The sequence below is a fragment of the Paenibacillus sp. 2TAF8 genome, assembly GCF_052114825.1.
In the GTDB taxonomy this organism is placed as follows: Bacteria; Bacillota; Bacilli; order Paenibacillales; family Paenibacillaceae; genus Paenibacillus.
Genome location: NZ_JBFRFN010000005.1, coordinates 236,766 through 257,403, shown reverse-complemented (window position 1 = coordinate 257,403; position 20,638 = coordinate 236,766). Strand labels below are relative to the sequence as shown.

14 protein-coding genes are annotated in these 20,638 nt (G+C 45.5%); 11 read left to right on the top strand and 3 right to left on the bottom strand.

Annotation, left to right across the window (positions count from 1 at the left end):
• From AB4Z30_RS10010 to AB4Z30_RS09995, 4 genes are all read left to right on the top strand, one after another.
• Positions 1-900, top strand: a complete 900-nt coding sequence (locus AB4Z30_RS10010; protein ID WP_441925771.1) for a carbohydrate ABC transporter permease — start codon at positions 1-3, stop codon at positions 898-900.
• Positions 901-957: 57 nt separating this feature from the next.
• The gene (locus tag AB4Z30_RS10005) at positions 958-2,562 is read left to right on the top strand and encodes an ABC transporter substrate-binding protein (protein WP_441925769.1); all 1,605 of its coding nucleotides are present in this window, start codon (positions 958-960) and stop codon (positions 2,560-2,562) included.
• 157 nt (positions 2,563-2,719) lie between these two features.
• Complete coding sequence (locus tag AB4Z30_RS10000; RefSeq protein WP_441925856.1) at positions 2,720-4,867, top strand: glycoside hydrolase family 3 N-terminal domain-containing protein; 2,148 nt, start codon at positions 2,720-2,722, stop codon at positions 4,865-4,867.
• A gap of 97 nt (positions 4,868-4,964) precedes the next feature.
• The gene (locus AB4Z30_RS09995) at positions 4,965-5,981 is read left to right on the top strand and encodes a LacI family DNA-binding transcriptional regulator (RefSeq protein WP_441925767.1); all 1,017 of its coding nucleotides are present in this window, start codon (positions 4,965-4,967) and stop codon (positions 5,979-5,981) included.
• Between the two features lie 331 nt (positions 5,982-6,312).
• Here the strand turns inward: AB4Z30_RS09995 and AB4Z30_RS09990 are convergent, their stop codons facing one another.
• On the bottom strand, positions 6,313-7,377 hold the full coding sequence (locus AB4Z30_RS09990) for a phosphodiester glycosidase family protein (protein ID WP_441925765.1): 1,065 nt from the start codon (positions 7,375-7,377) through the stop codon (positions 6,313-6,315).
• Positions 7,374-7,784 (bottom strand): hypothetical protein, encoded by a 411-nt coding sequence (locus AB4Z30_RS09985; protein ID WP_441925763.1) that lies wholly within the window; start codon positions 7,782-7,784, stop codon positions 7,374-7,376. The genes AB4Z30_RS09990 and AB4Z30_RS09985 overlap by 4 nt, the downstream gene beginning before the upstream one ends.
• Before the next feature lie 443 nt (positions 7,785-8,227).
• Here AB4Z30_RS09985 and AB4Z30_RS09980 point away from each other — a divergent pair, with 443 nt between their 5' ends.
• The 3 genes from AB4Z30_RS09980 to AB4Z30_RS09970 all read left to right on the top strand — a co-directional run bounded on the left by AB4Z30_RS09980 (position 8,228) and on the right by AB4Z30_RS09970 (position 11,090).
• The gene (locus AB4Z30_RS09980) at positions 8,228-8,884 is read left to right on the top strand and encodes a response regulator transcription factor (protein WP_441925761.1); all 657 of its coding nucleotides are present in this window, start codon (positions 8,228-8,230) and stop codon (positions 8,882-8,884) included.
• Between the two features lie 167 nt (positions 8,885-9,051).
• The gene (locus AB4Z30_RS09975; RefSeq protein WP_441925759.1) at positions 9,052-10,275 is read left to right on the top strand and encodes an aminotransferase-like domain-containing protein; all 1,224 of its coding nucleotides are present in this window, start codon (positions 9,052-9,054) and stop codon (positions 10,273-10,275) included.
• A 188-nt stretch (positions 10,276-10,463) separates the two neighbouring features.
• The gene (locus AB4Z30_RS09970; RefSeq protein WP_441925757.1) at positions 10,464-11,090 is read left to right on the top strand and encodes an FMN-dependent NADH-azoreductase; all 627 of its coding nucleotides are present in this window, start codon (positions 10,464-10,466) and stop codon (positions 11,088-11,090) included.
• A gap of 163 nt (positions 11,091-11,253) precedes the next feature.
• Here the strand turns inward: AB4Z30_RS09970 and AB4Z30_RS09965 are convergent, their stop codons facing one another.
• Positions 11,254-12,129: a DUF2161 domain-containing phosphodiesterase gene (locus AB4Z30_RS09965; protein ID WP_441925755.1), complete on the bottom strand. Its 876-nt coding sequence runs from the start codon at positions 12,127-12,129 to the stop codon at positions 11,254-11,256.
• Between the two features lie 361 nt (positions 12,130-12,490).
• Here AB4Z30_RS09965 and AB4Z30_RS09960 point away from each other — a divergent pair, with 361 nt between their 5' ends.
• The 4 genes from AB4Z30_RS09960 (at position 12,491) to AB4Z30_RS09945 (ending at position 20,422) form a co-directional block, all read left to right on the top strand.
• Positions 12,491-14,386, top strand: a complete 1,896-nt coding sequence (locus tag AB4Z30_RS09960; RefSeq protein WP_441925753.1) for a PrkA family serine protein kinase — start codon at positions 12,491-12,493, stop codon at positions 14,384-14,386.
• A gap of 240 nt (positions 14,387-14,626) precedes the next feature.
• Complete coding sequence (locus AB4Z30_RS09955; RefSeq protein WP_441925751.1) at positions 14,627-15,622, top strand: protoglobin domain-containing protein; 996 nt, start codon at positions 14,627-14,629, stop codon at positions 15,620-15,622.
• A gap of 139 nt (positions 15,623-15,761) precedes the next feature.
• Complete coding sequence (locus tag AB4Z30_RS09950; protein WP_441925749.1) at positions 15,762-16,793, top strand: LacI family DNA-binding transcriptional regulator; 1,032 nt, start codon at positions 15,762-15,764, stop codon at positions 16,791-16,793.
• Positions 16,794-17,161: 368 nt separating this feature from the next.
• A complete protein-coding gene (locus AB4Z30_RS09945; RefSeq protein ID WP_441925747.1) occupies positions 17,162-20,422 on the top strand; it encodes an endo-1,4-beta-xylanase in 3,261 nt (1,086 codons plus the stop codon).
• Positions 20,423-20,638: the final 216 nt, after the last annotated feature.

Genomic DNA, 20,638 nt, shown 5'->3' with positions numbered 1-20,638 from the left:
ATGAGCAAAGCTGGAAGAAAGCCAAAGATTGGCACCGAACGGATGACCTTTCTGGATTACATGATATTCGCCGTTTTACTGGTGCTTGCCCTGATGATTCTGATTCCGTTCTGGAATGTCATTATGATCTCGTTTGCAACACAAAAAGAGTATGCTGAAAATCCGTTCCTGATGTTCCCGAAAGAGTTCACGCTTGATTCATATAAAGCACTGTTCGCTGACGGAAGAATCCTGTCGGGATACAAAAATACATTGATTTTGCTAGTTATTGGTTTGCCGCTCAGCTTGTTCCTGACAACAAGTATGGCTTACGGACTGAGCCGAGGCAATTTCCCGTTTAAAAAGTTTATCTTTTTCCTGGTACTGTTCACCATGATCTTTAACGGAGGTATCGTTCCTCTGTATCTGATTATGAAATCACTACAACTGACAGGCACGTTATGGTCTGTCATTCTGGCAGGAAGCTTCAGTGCCTTTAACATGATTCTGATGATGAACTACTTCTACACATTGCCTGAATCGCTTATGGAATCTGCACGACTCGATGGGGCAGGAGAGTGGAGAATTTTATTCTCCGTCGTTCTTCCGTTGGCAACGCCAATTATGGCAACCATTACACTCTTTTACGGGGTAGCCTACTGGAACAGTTGGTATGACGCGATGATCTTCCTGCGAAAAGCAGATCAGTTACCGCTGCAAAACGTGCTGAGGAACATTATTGTAACTGCCACAACGAATGCCTCCAATGCATCCAGTGTCGATGCAGTGAAACTGAGCAGCTTCTCCATGGGGATGAAGATGGCTGCAGTATTTGTCACGATGGTACCAATTATGTGTTTCTTCCCACTGCTACAAAAGCACTTTGCCAAAGGGGTATTAACAGGGGCTATCAAGACCTGATATACACATAGGATTTCAATGCACAAGAAATTCGACTAAAAACATGGGGGTAAAAGCATGAAAACGGGTAAAAAGTTGTCAGTCAAATCGTTATTTGCGATCACACTCTGTCTCATGATGTTGGTTGTGTCGGCTTGTTCCAACAGCAGCAAAGGCTCAGATGGTGGCAACGAAAAGGATGCGGAAGGGAATTACAAAGATAACCTGACCATTTCTGTAGCGAATCTGACCGAAGTGAAAACCGGAAATATGGACAATGAGTTCCATAAGTTCTGGGAAGACAAATTCAACATCAAGTGGGATTACAACTATATTGACTGGGATTCATGGGGTGAGAAACTTCGCCTGTGGATTAACTCGGGTGACCTGCCGGATGTAGCGGTATGGAACTATGTACACGGCGATGCAATCAATAACATTGATCAAGGCTTGTTCTATAAATTCCCGGATGATTGGAAAGAGCGCTGGCCCAATGTTGCTGCGGCTTACAAGCTGACAGGTCTTGGCGACAAGTTGGAAGAACTGACAGGCGGTACGTACGTGCTTCCTAGACCTATTTATTTCGAAAACAAACCCGCTGATCCACTGACGAACCAAATCGGTGTTATCGCTCTTCGTAAAGACTGGGCAAAAGCGGTTGGTTTTGAACTGAAAGATGCGTACACAACGTCTGAGTTGAATCAGTTTGCTGAACTGGTGAAAGAAAAAGACCCAGGCAAGGTTGGTAATAAACTGGTGCCATTGTCTTACAATGCTGCTGATGCAATGACAAACATGATCATGCCGAACAGTGTTCATGCGATGACAGACGTTCCTTTCTACAAAGGTGAAGATGGTAAGTTCCATTGGGGCCCTGCAGATCAGGAAACACTGACAGGTTTGAAATTGATGCAAAAAGCGTACAAGGATGGGCTGCTTAACCCAGAGTTCTACACTTGGAAAAACAATGAAGGACAAAACAACTTCAAAGTAACAGGTACTGCGGCTGTAACCAGTCTTGGTGGACTTGCTTCCTATAGACAAGGTCTGGATTCTGATATGAGAAAGAACCTCGGCGTTAACAGTGATGATCTCGTTCACACAGCGATCGTTCTTGGTGATGACGGTAAATACCGCAATATGGAGCAAGCGAACTTCTGGTCTGCTCTGATTTTCAACCCGAACATTAGTGATGAGAAATTCGAACGCATCATGGACTTGATCGATTACTCTGCAACCAAAGAAGGACAATTGCTGATCAACATGGGCTTCGAAGGCAAGGACTGGAAATACGATGACAACAAAGAATTGGTAAACTTGCTGCCAGAGGGAACGGTACTCGAAGATAAGTACCCTGCACGTTTTGAAGGACTTTATCTTCTTGGCGATGACTTCAGTGTAGTAAACCCTGCAATCAAAAAAGATTATCGTGATAGAGCAGTAGAATTGTTCCAGGAGAAAGCAAAACTTGGTACTGAAAGTAAATCACTAGCACCATACGATTGGGATGTTAACTTGTACGATTCTAAAGCGAAAAGTCAGGCATCTTTTGATTATCAAAACGAATATGCGAACTTGATCCTTAAAGGCGGAGACTTGGAAGCCAACTGGAAAGAGTGGGTTAACAGCAAAATGTCTCTGGTTCAGCCTTATCTGGACGAATTGAACGAAAAGTTCCAGTAAACGTAATGAAATGAAGAACAACACGGGGAAGGCAGGAGCGTTCTGCCTCTCCGTCCGATTGAACCCGGTGCGCGGTCTCTCCCCGAACGCAGCCGGGTTCTTTCTTTCAATTAAAATGTAGTTAGTGGAGGATGGTTACGTGAATAATCAGCAGTTGATGGATTTGGTCAATCAGATGACGCTGGAAGAGAAAGTTGCGCAGCTCTTGCAGCTGACTGCCAATTTCTACGAAGGAACAGATACGCTGGGGCAGATTACAGGTCCGATGGAAGAGATGGGTATTACAGAACAGTCCGTGAGAGCGAGTGGATCCATCCTTGGCTTATCTGGTGCACAAGCGATTATGGATGTACAAGAAGCCTATTTGAAAAAAAGCCGTCTTGGCATTCCGCTGTTATTCATGGCAGACGTAGTGCATGGCTTTAAAACGATTTTCCCGATTCCGTTGGCCATTGGCTGTTCATGGGATCTGGAGCTCGCGGAGAAAAGTGCCGAGATTGCGGCACGAGAATCCGCAGTATCGGGATTACATGTAACCTTTGCACCGATGGTGGATCTGGTTCGTGATCCACGCTGGGGTCGCGTGATGGAAACAACAGGCGAAGACCCGTATTTAAATAGTTTATTTGCTGCCGCTTTTGTTCGCGGTTACCAAGGGGATAACTTGACAGATGAGCTGGATCGTCTTGCAGCCTGTGTAAAACACTTCGCCGCATACGGTGCTGCGGAGGGTGGGCGTGATTACAATACGGTAGATATGTCAGAGCGTCAGCTCCGTGAATATTATCTGCCAGCATATAAGGCGGCACTGGATGCTGGTGTGGAGATGGTAATGACTTCATTCAATACCGTTGATGGTATTCCAGCCAGCGGAAATGAGAAATTAATGCGTGGTATTTTACGCGAAGAATGGGGCTTTGATGGCGTGTTAATCTCGGACTGGGCTTCCATTCGTGAGATGATTGCCCATGGTGCGGCCGAGGATGACCGAGAGGCGGCATATCGTGCGATTCGTTCGGGTGTGGATATGGAGATGATGACGCCATGTTACGTCAACCATTTGCCTGAACTGGTTCAAAAGGGTGAAGTGGAAGAGCACCTTGTCGATGAAGCGGTTTTGCGCATTTTACAGCTCAAAGACAAGCTCGGTCTGTTCGAAAATCCATTCCGAGCTGCTGACCCAGAGCGTGAGCGCGAGATTGTTTTCTCCAAGGAACATCGTCAGGTATCACGGGAACTTGCTGCGAAGTCTGCGGTACTTCTCAAAAATGATGGACAAGCTCTTCCGCTCCAGCCAGACACGAAGGTAGCCTTGATTGGACCGTTCGCTCAAAGCGAAGACATCCTTGGCTGGTGGTCTTGTGAAGGTGTCAAAGCAGATGCGGTGAAGCTGGGAACAGCGTTACAGGAGCGCCTCCCACAAGGTAAGGTTCTCGTAGCTCAGGGCAGTGATGTGCATACCATCACGGATGAGCAGATTGCTGCAGCGCTGGAAACAGCAAGTCAGTCCGATATCATCGTGCTTGCACTGGGCGAAGATTCCGAGATGAGTGGAGAAGGCGGTTCGCGGACAGATATTCGTTTGCCAGCAGCGCAGTTGCAATTGGTACAGGCGCTCAAGACGGTAGGCAAACCGATCGCCAGTGTCATTTTCAACGGACGCCCACTTGATCTGAACGGAGTTATTAGCGAATCAGATGCTGTACTCGAGGCCTGGTTCCCAGGGAGTGAAGGAGGAGCAGCGGTTGCGGATATTCTCACAGGAGCAGTGAATCCGTCCGCCAGACTCACAATGTCCTTCCCGCAATCGGTTGGACAAGTCCCGGTATATTACAACCATTTCAATACGGGGCGTCCAATCAACCCGGATAATACAGAGAATCGTTATGTTTCCCAATATATTGACAGTCCGAATGAACCGTTGTTCCCGTTTGGATATGGTCTTTCCTATACGACATTTGTTTATGGAGAGGTTGAAGTGTCGGGACAGGAGCTGACTGCAAATGATTCTCTGACGGTTCAGGTACGTGTAACCAATACAGGAGATCGTGCTGGTGTGGAGACTGTGCAATTGTACGTTCGGGATATAAGTGGCGAGGTGGTTCGTCCCATGCGTGAGTTGAAAGATTATGTGAAGCTGTCCCTTGCACCGGGAGAAACAGGTACGGCTACTTTTACATTAAAAGAAGAGCAATTACGTTATCACCATGCTGATCTCAGCTATCGCAGTGATCGTGGAGAGTTTCATTTGATGGTCGGACCAAACAGCCGGGATACACAGAGCCATACATTCAGACTTATCTGATCCGGTTCATGTTGTAACGAACGTAAGTTAATTTATTTTTAAATATCAGGTCTTTCGTGATGAAAGGCCTGGTTAACATAACAGAGGAGCGAAGAATATGGTCAGTATCAAGGATATCGCCAAAAAGGCGGGAGTTTCCATCTCGACCGTATCATACGCGCTGAATGGAAGCAACAAAGTGACCGATGAGACCCGTTCTAAAATTCTGGCCATCTCTAAGGAGCTGAACTATGTTCCCAATGCGGCTGCCAGAACACTGAAAAAGAGAGAATCGCGGATTCTGGGTGTGTTTCTGACTGACTTCAGCGGTGATGTATACGGAGACTTGTTAACGGGTATGAAAGCGATATGTAATGCCCGAGGATATGATCTTATTGTATGCAGCGGCAAACAGTCTCATCGGATGTTGCCAGAGCGAATGATTGACGGGGCCATTATTCTCGATCATACGTTTTCAAGTGAGGAACTTATGCAGTACGCTGATCGAGGACATAAAATTGTAGTGCTTGACCGTGAGTTGAAACATCCTAATATTAATCAGGTTCTGCTTGATAACAAGGCTGGGGCCACACTGGCGATGGAATATTTGATTGAACAAGGGCACAAAAAGATCTACGTAGTTACAGGTCCGGAAGGTTCGTTTGATTCCGTGCAGCGATTGAAAGCCGTAAGACAAGTTGTGGAGCGTCAAACGGATGTCAAATGGATTGAACTCGAGGGAGATTTTGAGAAAAGTGGAGGGGAACGAGCGGCGAATTACATTATACAGACGTATAACGAACCAGCGGGTGTCTTTTGTCTCAATGATGAGATGGCAATCGGTTTATGTGATCGTCTTGCAGAAAGTGAACTTCAGGTAGGCAGACAGATCGATGTGATTGGCTTTGATCATATTGAGCTCAGTAACTACGTTCAGCCCAAGCTGGCAAGCATCGATTATTCCAAGCGAAAGTGGGGCGCACTTGCAGCTGAACAATTAATAAAAATTATCGCTGGTGAACCCGTAGATCACGAACGAATATATGTCACCTTGGTAGAAGGGGAGTCTGTGACAGGCCCAAATCAGGCTGATGTTATGCTGTCCATGCCAAACGACCGTGCAGTCAGTTTCTAAACAAAGATTGGTATCATCTGTTGGTTGGCGGCAAAATCAATTGTTTATAACAAGAGACAAGTTTTGGAAGGAGGGAAACGTCCTTTTAGATCTTGTCTTTTGCTGTATGTGAAAATATAAAAAAAGCCTCTCCCATGGAGAGGCTTGGCCTTACAGGCCTTTTGTTTTGTCTTGGTTGTAGGATGAAGTGAGGATGCCTGTGATAAATAGCGTTAATACAACTGCAATAATCCAGAATGTCAGAGAAAACGACATACACTTCGCACCTCCTGCAAAAGCTCATTTACTTCTATTATAACCATATTAGTTAGAAAAGGAATGCCCTGTCCCATCATTTGTAAAATAAAAAGTGGGTAGGCACAGGTCTGAGATTACCATCCGAAGGTTTGTTGATCACACGGTTATTCAGGATTAACGAGGAGGAACCGCCGCCATCCAGATTATAGGCGTCCATCACGCCCAGCTTAAGCATTCTTCCTTGCATCTCTTCTAGGGTAGCACCAGAGCTTCCGCTCTCGTTATAACCATCGACAACCATAATGAGTAATTGATCATCCTTGTAGTTGCCAATAACGGTTCTTGGAGCCCGTTTCGGTGATACCTTCCATTTGTCTGGAATAATCGTTTTCTGTCCATTTTTCATAAGGATTGGTACAAATGTCGCTCCAAATTGCGGGCGTAGACGATCCAGGGAGCTTTTATCAAAAAATTTGCCTCCCACCAGCTTGCCGGCATCGTTAAGTCCGACAAAGAAGAGGTCTTTGAAACTGGCTTGAAAACCGTTGATATACTTACCGTTCATGACGGTTGTGCTGAGTGGATAACGCTTGCCGCCACTGTCGGCAAATCCGCCAGCATTAATCCCGGCAATGGCTCCGCTTCGTTTCACGGCCTGCATCGTCGTCTCTGATCGTCCAAGTTCACTATTTAAGGCCATCTGCATCGCACTGTGATCCTTCAGCTTGATCTTCATGGCATATCCCGTGTAAGTACCCGGATTAACCCGATACAACTCGATGGTGATCCGATCACTGTCTACACGATCCAAAGGAACCCCTAGTTTAGAGGTGATTCGCTTATTGTAGATGGTTTCTGGACGCGAAGCTTGAGCGGTAGCCTTTTGTACAAGAGTTGTCATGGTGCTGGTAGTTTTGTTGTAGAGCTGGGTCGTTCTTTTAATAGAAGAAGAAGTTTCAACAGCAGCCTCTTTTGCCCCCGCAAGCTCTTTGCTAATTGCTTGGGTCTGAGAGGTTACACGTTCCTCGGGCAAGTTCGAAGGAACCACAGTTCCGGCTTCAAACTCTGGACGAAACAGCAGCAAACATATGATCAATCCTATAAAGGGAGCGAGTGCAAGCATAAAAAAACGATTAACCTGTTTCGCGGGTGTAATCATTTGAGCAAGTCCATCTTTTTCTGGAGAGCTTCCAGTTGTTTCTTCACTTCGCTCAGTTGCGTATACAATTTGTTGCTGTTGTCCGTTTTGTTGCTTGCATTATCCTTGGTGAAATTCAGCAGTTCATTGAAGGACTGAACTTGCCCCTGCAATGCTGCAACTTCAGATGATATCGTTGTTAGCTGCTTTTCGTAATCGGTTTTCAAGGCGTCAATCTGATGATCAGTATGGACCTGAAGCTGGTTGATCATCTGTTGCTGGAGGTGGTTACTATAATAGTAGGTTCCAGTGACTCCTAGTGCAATGAGGACGATCCACATGACCAGAAACCATTTAACCGATGATCTGATCTTGCCTTTGGCGCTCCTGGTGTGATGGATGTCAGAAGACGGGTCGGATAGTTTCATATCATCACTCCTGGTTCGATAGAATAAAGATTAAAAATACCAATCCTCATTCTACCATGCTGCATTTATTTACGCAAAAATGAAATTCTTTAAATAATAGATGAAAAAGAGATTGCATCGGAAGGAAGTCCTAGGATACAATTTCTTATAGATGCAATAAGTAGGAACTTTGGATGGGTTTTTCGACTTTTTTAGATAGAAATGCAGGAAATTTATACTAGCTTTTGATCATTTCAGGCATGGAAAGAGATCCATCTTGCCGTCTCAGCAGTGAAATACAGTCAGAAAACAGAGCTTTTGAGAGCTTTAGTCCTGTATTTCCTTTTTATTCGACATAATCCGACTTTTGCTTCATCTATACTCGGACTGTCGCATAAACTGCGTATAAGGAAATAGATGGGAAACAGAAGTCAATTGTCCAATACATAACAGGGGGAACCACAATGAAAAAAGTATGGCAGGTGGTCATCGTAGATATCCACCCCACCAGCATGCTGGGTACAAAATTAATCTTGGAAGAGCAGCAGGATCTGACGGTACGAGGCATGACTTCCACGGGAACAGAAGGCCTTGAATTGGTAAGGGTACACAAGCCTGATTTAATTCTTATGGATTATCGTCTTCCAGAGGGACAGGCGGATCAATACATCGCTCAAATAAAAGGGCTATCGAATGACACGCATATTATTATTCTGACAGACGAAGACAACGTAAAGCTGTTTCGTTATCTGATGAGCCTTGGGGCGAGCGGCATGTTATCCAAACAGGCCTCGCCTAGCCAATTGATTCACCTGATCTCTGGACTAAGAGAAGGGTACGTTTCTATTCCCATGTCGTGGTTAAACAGTGAGGACTGGGGACAGCCTGCCGACTCACAGGCAGAAAAAGGTTTTATTGAACTAACAGAAACTGAAACTTTTATTATGGAAAGAATTGTTCAAGGGGTAACCTATGATAAAATAGCGAGTGAGATCAATGTGAGCCGACGCTCGATTGACAATTATTTGCGTAAAATCTATGTGAAGCTGGAAGTAAGCAGCCGAGCGCAGGCCATCGAACGTTATGCCTTGCATGCAAGGCAGTCCAAGACGGTTTCCTGATTATTGCCTTCACTGATCCTAGCAGGTCAAATTCGTGTAGTTCTGGCAGGTCAAAATCGGATTCGTCCAGACAGGTAACCTTTCAGTTATATTTGATGACCAGTCGGAATAGGTTGTAGGGCGGCTGCGAGAACAGTTTCGGAATAGGGATGAAGGGGGATCTATCCATGAAATATTTCTTTGCTTCCCGTACCAACAGGCTTTTGTCTTCACCTCTGAGGGATATACGTGAGATGTCTGGCAAGGAGTATTTCATTTCTCTCGCTGAAGAATTGCCTGCGGAGGAACTGTTTCCTTTTAAACTATTGGAGGAAGCGGCACTGTCTGTATTCAGTTCAGGCCCTTCTGCTTTGCAGTATGGTGAGCCGGGAGGATATGCCCCATTAAGGGAATGGTTGAACACCGATTGGAATAAGCGCAAGGGGATCCGGACTGTCTCCAATCAGATTCTGTTGACCACAGGCACCCAACAAGCTATTGATCTTGTAATGCGTCTGTTATTGGAGCCGGGAGACTCCGTGCTTGTTGAACATCCGACTTCACCTGGTTGTCTTGAGGTATTGGAAATGCAAGGGGCCACGATTGTACCTGTTTTGGGAGATCAGGATGGCATTTTGCCGGATTTATTGGAACAGCACATGCAGCAGGTGAGACCGAAGCTGCTTTTTGCTGCACCCAGCTTTTCTAATCCTACGGGAATCTTGTGGAGCATGGAACGTCGAGAAGCCGTGCTTGATCTGTGCTCGCGTTATGGTGTGTTGCTTGTAGAGGATGATTCCTATGGCGAGTTGCATTTTGATGGCTTGGAACCAGCCGCATTCTACGGCAAATATCCTTCACTCTTTGCATTGGATAACGCAGATCAGGGTGGACATGTCCTTTATATTGGCTCTTTCAGCAAAACGGTTGCACCTGCACTCCGCACAGGGTGGGCAGCTGGCCATCCGGCACTGATTCAGGCGATGACCTCCGTCAAACGAATTGCAGATGGACAGTCTAGTCCAATGAACCAGCGGCTGTTATACCAGTTGCTTGCACAGTCACCTTTCCGATGGAGTGATCACCTATCAATGCTGAACAGGGAATATAAAACAAGACTTAAACTGATGCTTGAATTATTGAAAAGGCCCGGCTGGAAAGGATGCAGTTATAACATCCCTCAAGGTGGAATGTATCTATGGGTGCAGTTACCAGAAGGACTCAACAGTGAGGCATTACTTAAGGCAGCTTTATTGAAGGGTGTATCCTTTTTGCCTGGAACGTTATGCTCTACAGGAACGCTAGATCAACAATACATTCGGTTAAACTTCAGCCGTCCCGGTCGCGATGAGCTGCTTCTTGGCATGAATCTGATTAGCGAAGCCATCTCTGAATTTACCGCTCGTACCTAAACAACCAGAAGGTAGTATATACAGTAATTCAAGTTTATTTATAACCAAAGAGATTACGTTATTGCATCCACTAACATTTTTATATATAATATGAATTAATGAGTGATCGGCTTCTTTATACTAGGCAACAACCGTTGCGAGTTCAGGGCACGCACTCATACATTTTAGTTATTGGGGGAAATTTTAATATGTCTAACGTTCTTTTTATTAAAGCTAATGACCGTCCTGCGGATCAAGCAGTTAGTGTTCAATTGTACGATGCATTCCTGAGCGCATACAAAGAGTCCCACCCAGGTGATACAATCACTGAGTTGGACCTCTACAATACGGATCTTCCATACTACGGCAACACTGTAATCACAGGCGGCTACAAAGCAGCTAACGGCATTGAAGCAACTCCAGAAGAGCAAAAAGCAGCAGCACTGGCTGCACAACTGCAGGATCAATTCCTGGCGGCTGATAAAGTGGTATTTGCATTCCCACTGTGGAACTTCACTGTTCCAGCACCACTGGTTAACTACATCTCTTACCTGAGCCAAGCAGGCAAAATGTTTAAATACACTGCTGAAGGCCCAGTAGGTCTGGTAGGCGACAAAAAAGTAGCATTGCTGAACGCACGTGGTAGCGTATATTCCGCAGAGCCTATGGCATCTGCTGAAATGTCCGTTCGTTATGTAACAAACGTACTTGGCTTCTGGGGCATTCAAAACCCTGAGGTTGTTGTTGTAGAAGGTCATAATGCAGCTCCAGATCGTTCCCAAGAGATCGTGGAAGCTGGTTTGAAATTGGCTAAAGAAGTAGCAGCAAGCTTCTAATTCATTTCAAATAGCTTTACTAAAAATGCCCGTTGTCTCTGTAAGGAGATAACGGGCATTTTTGTGTTTTATTTTGGCGAGGGTGAGCTTCCTAGCTCTACATTCACATGGGATACAGGTAACTCAAAAACTACAAAAGGGTCTTTATCGATCATCATATCGTTCAGTTCTTAATTGTGCTCAGGTGATAACGTTCGGTGACCTCGGCAATCTGAGCAAGTTCCTCATCCGTCGAATCGCCGGATTCATCTGAGCTAACATAGAACGTGTCCTCTTGATCATGCTTGGTCCAAGCGTCTATTTCCCCAGCCGTCAGATTTTGATCCTGAATCATAAGTTCATGTTCGGTTAATGCCTCCATACCTTTGATGGTGAGCATATACTTGCCGCGGGAAACACGTTCAAACCAGTTGTAATAGTTTTTTTGTAAAATAGCTGCTGCTGAGCCTACACCGGTTTGCCGGGCAAGAGCTGCTGGTGAAGACTCACCGCTGGATCTTAGCGCAGCTGCGACACGTATAGCTTTTTCCCGATAGGCTGTCATCAGCTGTCGGCCTCTGCTTCCGCCTATGTTATAGTCTCCACTCCGTTCATCAAATTCCTTGAGCAGACGCTGGCGGCGTATACCGCTCTTTCGGGTTACCGGTAGGGATGTGCCAGTGCCGGATATCACAGCGGGTTCACATAATACATCAATCAGAGGTGCTTTGGTTTTGTAAAAGGTGACCGTCAATAACCCCAGACCGAGCTGACTGCACAATGCGGTCAGTTCCCCCCAGCGCTGATTAACGGCGCCGCGTTTACTCCGGTTTCGCTCTACCGCCAAATATACGAGCGGGCTGAGTTTTAGGCGCTGCATGCCTTGCAATAGCAAAGACAGGTTAAACGTTTTTTTCATCTCCACAATAAGTGGCTCAGACTGATTCGCTCTGACCCCGACCAGGTCACAATGCTTAACCTCTGCCTTGACATCAAAGCCGCGCTGTTCAAAAAAAGTTTTGACAGGGGAATACAGTTCCGTTTCATACTGCACAGCCATACATTCTGCTCCTCTCCTGAAGTTGTCTGCCCGTCTGCATTACGTTGTTCCGGTTTCCTTCAATAGAACCTACATTATAGCATATTCATGCTTTTTTTTCTGAGGCCACGAGATGTCTGATAGAACAACATATGCGTAAAATTCAGGGGTAAGGTTTGAAAAAAAGAGGTCAACTTATCCAAGTTGCCGCATAGGTATGTAATACACTTTTCACATCCATATAAGACCACTGGAACTAGGGTAGCGGGACTAAGCCGGACCGCAGAAGGGTATTCAAGCAGGAGCTGCAATTCTATTGATTTCTTCATACCATTCGGAATGGTTGACAATCACACTAAAGGAGCCATGGGAGGTACCAAGCATGAATATTTTTGAACGCGTTGCGGAATATCGGGCAGAGAGTGACCGTTTGTCATGGAACGGAACATTTGAAGATTATATTGCACTGCTGAGAGAGGACCCGACTCCGGCAATGACGGCTCACGCACGAGTGTATCAGATGATTGAATCGTTTGGGGTAGAAGAGGTCGGGGGACACAAGCGGTACAAATTTTTCGAGCAAGAGATCTTCGGACTGGATCGTTCGATTGAAAAACTGGTGGAGGAGTATTTTCATTCGGCTGCGCGCCGATTGGATGTACGCAAACGGATATTGCTTCTGATGGGACCGGTCAGCGGAGGGAAATCCACGTTGGTGACACTATTGAAACGGGGCCTGGAACAATTTTCACGTACGGAAAAGGGAGCAGTATACGCTATTAAGGGATGTCCGATGCATGAGGAGCCGTTACATCTCATTCCGCTGGAGCTTCGGGCCGATGTGGAGAAAGAGATCGGTGTGCGCATTGAGGGCAATCTGTGCCCTTCCTGCCAGATGAGACTTCGCACCGAATTTGGCGGGGATATCAGCAAGGTTCCGGTGGAACGGGTCATCATTTCTGAAGATAACCGGGTAGGGATAGGTACATTCAGTCCGTCAGACCCGAAATCTCAGGATATCGCTGATCTTACAGGCAGCATCGATTTCTCCACGATTACCGAATTTGGATCAGAATCAGATCCACGGGCGTATCGTTTTGACGGGGAGTTGAATAAGGCTAATCGGGGGTTGATGGAATTCCAGGAGATGTTGAAATGTGATGAAAAATTTCTGTGGAACTTGTTATCCTTGACACAGGAAGGCAATTTTAAGGCGGGCCGGTTCGCACTAATCAGTGCAGATGAAATGATTGTGGCACACACGAACGAATCCGAGTATAAGTCTTTCATTTCTAATAAGAAAAATGAGGCTTTGCAGTCGCGGATGATTGTCATGCCGATTCCGTATAACCTGAAAGTGTCGGAAGAAGAGAAAATTTACGCCAAGCTGATTCAGCAAAGTGATATGAAACATGTGCACATTGCTCCGCATGCACTGCGTACAGCAGCTATTTTTTCCATACTTACACGATTGAAGGAAACAAAAAAACAAGGCATGGATCTGGTGAAAAAAATGCGGATGTACGATGGCGAAGAAGTTGAAGGTTATAAAGAAGCCGATCTTCGAGAAATGCAAAATGAATATTTGGACGAGGGCATGTCCGGTATTGATCCACGGTACGTCATTAACCGGATATCCAGCGCTTTGATTAAGCAAAACCTTCAGTGCATTAACGCGCTGGATATCCTGCGTGCGATTAAGGATGGGCTGGATCAACACGCCTCGATCACAAAGGAAGAACGAGAGAGGTATTTGAACTTTATCGCCCTGGCACGTAAAGAGTATGATGAACTTGCGAAGAAAGAAGTGCAGAAAGCTTTTGTTTATTCGTTCGAAGAGTCAGCCAAAACGTTGTTTGAGAATTATCTGGATAACATTGAAGCGTTCTGCAACTGGTCCAAAATACGTGATCCGCTGACAGATGAAGAGATGGACCCGGATGAGCGGCTAATGCGTTCCATTGAGGAGCAGATTGGTATCTCCGAAAATGCGAAGAAAGCGTTCAGGGAAGAGATTCTGATTCGAATCTCGGCTTACTCCCGTAAGGAGCGCAAGTTTGAATACAGTAGTCATGATCGTCTGCGGGAAGCGATTGAGAAAAAGTTGTTCGCTGATCTCAAGGATATCGTCAAGATTACAACCTCAACGAAAACACCGGATGCTACGCAATTGAAGCGCATGAATGAAGTCATTAAACGTCTTATCGAAGAACATGGATACACAGCAGCAAGTGCCAATGAATTGTTAAGATACGTAGGTAGTTTGCTTAACCGTTAACCTGCTGCACCATTCCGAATTAGGTCCTGAAGATTTGTTGTGAGGCTCCTTCACAATAGATTCAGGGCCTTTTTACATTAAAATAATCCAATAATAAACATATTTATACAATTAAATATAATCAATCCCATATTAAATAGTTCTTAGGGTATATGTGTGATTAGGTAGTTTAGTCTATAATCAATTAAAATCTGTTTAATTTTGGTTGAAAAAGTTATTGAGGAGTTGATCCGATAGGATATGGGCAGCATTTCGGCTGAAAGGCAAAAACAACTGGATTATGTGGGGTTAACTGCACAGGATTTGAAACTACTTGCTGATCATCGGCCTGTCTTCGAAAAAGTTGTTGAAGAAGTGGTGGATCACTTCTACAAGCATGTTGGGAAGTATCCTGAATTAATAGAACTGATCGCCAGGTTTTCCAATATTGAACGCTTGAAGGAAACACAGCGGATGTATTGGTTATCCATGACAGATGGCATCGTGGATGATGCATATATTGAACAACGAATCACCATTGGATTAGTTCATTCGCGCATTGGACTGACAACCAACTATTATCTCGGTGCTTACATGGCGTATCTGGATATTGCTACCACTATATTTAAGCAGCTTATCCCGGATTCGTGGCACTACGTCATACATGCACTAAGCAAAATGTTCAATCTGGATTCTCAGCTTGTGCTGGAAGCTTATGAGAAAAAAGAAAAAGAGCAGCTTCACCAGCTTACTGCTGATCAGGATGGTACACTACAAGCGATCACACAAATTACACAGGAGCTCACCGGTATGATTACGGAATTAAATGAAAATGCACTATCCATTTCCGCTGTAGCGAAGGAAACGGTTGTTTCCCAGGATCAGGCGCATGTACTCCTGGAAGAGTTAACTGGAGGAATGCAGCAGATTGAAAAAATGGGTGAGCTCATTCGTGAAATTTCGGATCAAAGTCACCTTGTTGGCTTGAACGCTGCAATTGAAGCGGCGCATGCCGGAGAGTTTGGACGTGGGTTCGAAGTGGTTGCAAGTGAAGTACGCAAGCTGGCGGCAAGCTCCAGAGATGCGCAAAGCAAAATTCAATCCAATCTGAATCAGATCATGGAAATATTAAAAAGAGTGCAGCAGGAGTCTGAGCGTACTTCGAGCGGGGCGCGAAGTCAGGCCGCACGTTCATCCGAGCTTGCCGTTTTTGCGACAGCGATGGAGAAACTTGCAACAGATTTGAGGAAACTGTAGCAGTAACGTGAACCCGGTGCACCAGGAACCTTCCATACCGTTTCCGGTTGTAATAAGCTATAATGGGTAGACAAACCTGCTGTTGTTATAGATAATATAGCCGGAGACAGGCGATTTAAAAAGAGGTCGAGGTGATTAGATGGCTTCTATCCATGATGTAGCCAAAGAAGCGGGAGTATCTGTTGCAACCGTTTCCAAAGTGTTGAACGACTATCCGGATGTTAGCGAAAAAACACGCAAAAAAGTAAATATAGCTATCGAACTATTAAAATATCAACCCAATGTAGTCGCTCGTGGACTGGTTAAACGCCGTTCATGGACAGTGGGGGTACTGCTTACCGTTCCGTTTACGAATCCGTTTGTATCCGAGTTACTTGAGGGTATCAAAACAGCCTTGGAAAATAGCGGTTATGATCTTGTTCGATTATCAACTCGATTTGATGACCCTACATATTCTTTCATCAAGCACTGCCGTAGCCGAAATGTGGATGGCGTTGTTGTTTTCGGGGAAGGCCGGGAAAACAAAAGCATTCAGGAACTGGTTTCAGCAGAGATACCAACCATGTTCATTGATACCGATCTGTTTGGCAAACGCGCAGGTTACATTACGACAGACAATGTAAATGGTGTTGCCATGGCAGTGAAGCATCTGCATGAGCTTGGGCATCGAAAGATTGCCTACATTTCAGGTACACTTGGACCTGCTGTAGCTAACCTTCGATTAGATGGATACAAGGAAGGACTTCGTTTATGTGGCATTCCTTATGCAACGATCTATCTGGAAGTATGCGACTACTCATTTGATGGCGGTGCCAAGGCAGCTCGGCGTTTGCTGGCTCTTAGGGAACAACCTACAGGCATCATCTGTGCCTCGGATATGTCTGCTTTTGGCGCGATCCATGAGATTGAGAAACATGGTTTCAGTGTGCCAGAGGATATCTCAGTGGTCGGATTCGACAATACGTATTATGCTGAGGTGTTTAAGCCGGGATTAACAACGGTGAATCAGAATATCTACACCATAGGTATTCGAGCGATTGAATATCTGATTGCGATGATTGAGAATCCAACCTATACACCTCCTGTCGTGACGGAACCTTCGAATTTAATTGTTCGTCAGACGACAGCGCCAGTAAATGAAGTGTATCCAGAACTACCTGCACAGCCATAGGCTGTGCTTTTTTTGTTACCGAGTAGTACGTTAATATTGAAGTGCGAATGGCATGGGTGGCGATCATAAATATAAAAAGAGGGGGATAAACACTAATTTTCCATATTTACAGTAAAAGGTATCATGACATAAATTTGATAATGTAACCGCTTACTYAAAAGTAAAGCAGGTTCCCAAGGGCTCAATCAGGCTCACTTGAGGAGGTTAGGTACCGTGCATTGAAGTTCCTGATTCCATCCGTGCGACGTACTATGTTGCCAGTTAACAGACCAGCAGAGGAAATCCATGCATGCAGAAGTGTGTTGTGAAATGCCCGATGTTTGACCGCGTTACAGGATGGATAACGAATTTCACAAGGAGGAGTTTACGTGCGGAGAAAATGGTTGAGGTTATGCTTGGCAGTAGTTTTAGTCTTTAGTTTGTTGCCAGGGATCGGAGCAGGAGAACAGAAGGCAAGCGCAGCAAATGCAGGTGACATTTTGTTATCTCATTCGTTTGAGGATGGCACAACTCAAGGTTGGACAGCCCGGGGCGGAGTGACGGTTGGGGTGATTGGGGATCAGGCATACCAAGGTACACATTCCCTAAAAACAACGGGACGTACGGAAGCCTGGAATGGACCTTCGCTTTCATTGTCAGATGTAGTGAACAAGAATGCTGTCGTTGAAATTTCTGGTTATGTGAAACTGGTTGCTGGTTCAGCACCGGCTAATCTGAAATTCACTGTGGAACGCCTTGATGGCAACGGGGATACGCAGTACGATCAGGTTAACGCAGCCGAGCAAGTAACCGATCAGAAATGGGTGAAGTTGCAAGGGGAATATAGTTATGAACAAGGCAGTGGCCTGCAACTGTATTTGGAGAGCACGGATGCAACAGCTGCTTATTTGTTAGATGAGTTCCAGATCCGGCTTGTTAAACCTGCTCCAGAGAATCCAGGTGAGCCGGGAGAACCAGGCAAAGCTTTGTTTAACGCTGATTTTGAAGATGGGAATATCGGAAAATGGAAGCCACGCGGTACTGAAAAGCTGGAGGTAGTCAGCGGCATCGGACACAATAGTAACCGCAGTTTGAAAACTTCCTCCAGAACGGAGACGTTTCATGGACCGTTGGTAGAGGTGCTGCCTTACTTGCAAAAGGGAAGTACAGTTCATGTCTCCTTCTGGGCGATGTATGATGAAGGGCCTGCAACACAGGTGATCAACGGCTCATTGGAGAAGGAATTTAACGGTGACTCCACTAAGCTTGAATATGCAACCTTTGCTTCTACTACGCTCAATAAAGGCCAGTGGAAGAAGATCGAAGCAGATGTCATCGTGCCAGCAGAAAGCACAGGTGTAAGTGGGTTACGAATGTATGCCGAGACACCGTGGAAGCAGTCTTCCGAAGTGACTGAGACGGATACCATTCCGTTCTACATCGATGATGTGCAGATTACAGCAACGGAAGCGATCGCGATTGAAAAGGATATACCAGATTTGGCAAAAACGCTGGGCACGTCTTATGCACTGGGCGCAGCAATTGACCAAACGGCTCTGGATGCACAAGATCCGCACTCGGATCTGCTCAAGAAACATTTTAAAAGTATTACTGCGGGCAACTTCATGAAAATGGATGCCATGCAACCAACGGAAGGCAATTTTGTCTGGTCTGAAGCGGATCGACTGGTTAACTTTGCTGCAGCGAACAATATGGAGGTCAGAGGCCATACGCTGCTCTGGCACAGTCAAGTGCCGGATTGGTTCTTTACCGATCCAAACGACCCTTCAAAGCCGGCTACGCGTGAGCAGCTTCTGAAACGAATGAAAACACATATCCAAACGATTGTGAGCCGTTACAAAGGCAAAGTGCATACGTGGGATGTTGTCAATGAAGTCATCTCGGATGGCGGCGGTCTGCGTGATCAGGCTAGCAATTCGAAATGGCGGGATATCATTGGCGATGTAGACGGCGACGGAGATGACAGTGACTACATTGAACTGGCTTTCCGTTATGCACGCGAGGCTGACCCTGACGCGGTGCTGGTTATCAATGATTACGGTATTGAAGGCAGTGTCAGCAAAATGAACGACATGGTCAAACTTGTAGAGAAACTGCTGGCTAAGGGTACACCAATTGATGCCATCGGTTTTCAAATGCATGTATCCATGTATGGACCGGATGTAAAACAAATTCGTGAAGCATTCAACCGGGCGGTAGCTCTGGGGGTTCACATTCAAGTAACAGAGCTGGATATGTCGATCTATTCCGGGAATTCGGAGCAGGAGAAACCTGTAACGGATGAAATGATGCTGGAGCAAGCTTATCGTTACCGTGCATTGTTTGACCTGTTCAAAGAGTTTGACGATCGTGGTGTTATGGACAGTGTGACGTTATGGGGACTTGCTGATGACGGCACATGGCTGGATGATTTCCCAGTCAAGGGCAGAAAGGATGCACCGCTGCTGTTTGACCGTAAACTGAAAGCTAAACCGGCTTACTGGGCATTAGTTGACCCCGCATCCTTGCCTGTATATCGAAATGAATGGACAGCCGCACAATCCAAGGTGTCTTTGCCGGATCGTAAAGGACAGGAGGATACTCTCTGGGGAGCTGTTAAGGCACAGCCATTCTCTCATGTCATTGAAGGCGCAGCAGGCACTTCAGGAGAAGTGAAGACATTATGGGATGGTAAAAAACTTAATCTGCGTATTGAAGTCAAAGATGCCACACGTTTGAAGGGCGACCAAGTAGAGGTTTTTGTCAGCCCAGAAGATTTGGCAACGAGCAAAAAGACCAACACACCGAAAGATGGACAATACGTCTTTAATCGGGATGGCGGCAAAGGGAAGGATCAGAAGCTGTATCAAGTAAAGGAGAATAAATCAGGATATATTGTCTATGCATCTTTACCGTTCTCCTCAGCTGATCTGACCGAAGGCAAAGTATTATCTCTGGATTTCCGTATCACGGATAAACAGCCTAACGGTAAAACTTCCATTATTGTCTGGAACGATACGAATAATCAGCAACCACAGAAAAAGGAAAGTCGGGGCAAGCTTAAGCTGGGACCGGCATTGAAACAAGTCAAAGTTACGTATGGCACTCCTGTTGTAGATGGCAAGGAAGATAAGGTATGGAAAAAAGCGGTGAGCATCACAACGGATGTTAAGGTTGCCGGAAATGCTGGTGCCAAGGCAAAAGCGAAATTGCTTTGGGATGAAAAGTATCTCTATGTGCTCGCTGATGTCAAAGATCCTTTACTGAGTAAAAAAAGTGCGAATGCACACGAGCAGGACTCCATTGAGTTATTTATTGATCTGAACAAAAATCAGACCAGCAATTACGAGGATGATGATGCACAGTACCGGGTTAATTTCGACAATGAAGTTTCCTTCGGAGGCAATGCTCGTAAAGAGTTGTTTAAGTCGAGTGCACGTTTGACCAAGGATGGATATGTGATCGAGGCAGCTATTCCACTGGAAAATGTTAGCTCCAAGCAAAGCAAATGGATTGGTTTCGATCTGCAGGTGAATGATGACGGTGCAGGGGATGGCAAACGCAGCAGTGTCTTCATGTGGAGTGATCCTTCAGGCAATTCGTACCGTGATACGTCCGGATTTGGCAGCCTTATGCTAATGAAAAAATAAGACTGTAGATCAAGCACTGGATCAGGATGTTTAATGAAGCGTGTAAATATGCAAAATCAGGTATAAATGGCCTGTGCTTCTGGAAATAAGTGTTGATTTTCGTCGCTGGGACGTTTAGACTATAGACATTCATCATAAACGGGTTTCAAATGTATGCCATTCGGTTTATGACTAAGTCGTTGGTCGCAAAGTCAAATGATACGGAGGGAGTGCCTG

What these genes read in the sequence shown, in the direction of transcription:
- AB4Z30_RS10010 (WP_441925771.1), top strand. Translation starts at nt 1, where the DNA reads ATGAGCAAAGCTGGAAGAAAGCCAAAGATTGGCACCGAACGGATGACC.
- AB4Z30_RS10005 (WP_441925769.1), top strand. Translation starts at nt 958, where the DNA reads ATGAAAACGGGTAAAAAGTTGTCAGTCAAATCGTTATTTGCGATCACA.
- AB4Z30_RS10000 (WP_441925856.1), top strand. Translation starts at nt 2,720, where the DNA reads ATGGATTTGGTCAATCAGATGACGCTGGAAGAGAAAGTTGCGCAGCTC.
- AB4Z30_RS09995 (WP_441925767.1), top strand. Translation starts at nt 4,965, where the DNA reads ATGGTCAGTATCAAGGATATCGCCAAAAAGGCGGGAGTTTCCATCTCG.
- AB4Z30_RS09990 (WP_441925765.1), bottom strand. Translation starts at nt 7,377, where the DNA reads ATGATTACACCCGCGAAACAGGTTAATCGTTTTTTTATGCTTGCACTC.
- AB4Z30_RS09985 (WP_441925763.1), bottom strand. Translation starts at nt 7,784, where the DNA reads ATGAAACTATCCGACCCGTCTTCTGACATCCATCACACCAGGAGCGCC.
- AB4Z30_RS09980 (WP_441925761.1), top strand. Translation starts at nt 8,228, where the DNA reads ATGAAAAAAGTATGGCAGGTGGTCATCGTAGATATCCACCCCACCAGC.
- AB4Z30_RS09975 (WP_441925759.1), top strand. Translation starts at nt 9,052, where the DNA reads ATGAAATATTTCTTTGCTTCCCGTACCAACAGGCTTTTGTCTTCACCT.
- AB4Z30_RS09970 (WP_441925757.1), top strand. Translation starts at nt 10,464, where the DNA reads ATGTCTAACGTTCTTTTTATTAAAGCTAATGACCGTCCTGCGGATCAA.
- AB4Z30_RS09965 (WP_441925755.1), bottom strand. Translation starts at nt 12,129, where the DNA reads ATGGCTGTGCAGTATGAAACGGAACTGTATTCCCCTGTCAAAACTTTT.
- AB4Z30_RS09960 (WP_441925753.1), top strand. Translation starts at nt 12,491, where the DNA reads ATGAATATTTTTGAACGCGTTGCGGAATATCGGGCAGAGAGTGACCGT.
- AB4Z30_RS09955 (WP_441925751.1), top strand. Translation starts at nt 14,627, where the DNA reads ATGGGCAGCATTTCGGCTGAAAGGCAAAAACAACTGGATTATGTGGGG.
- AB4Z30_RS09950 (WP_441925749.1), top strand. Translation starts at nt 15,762, where the DNA reads ATGGCTTCTATCCATGATGTAGCCAAAGAAGCGGGAGTATCTGTTGCA.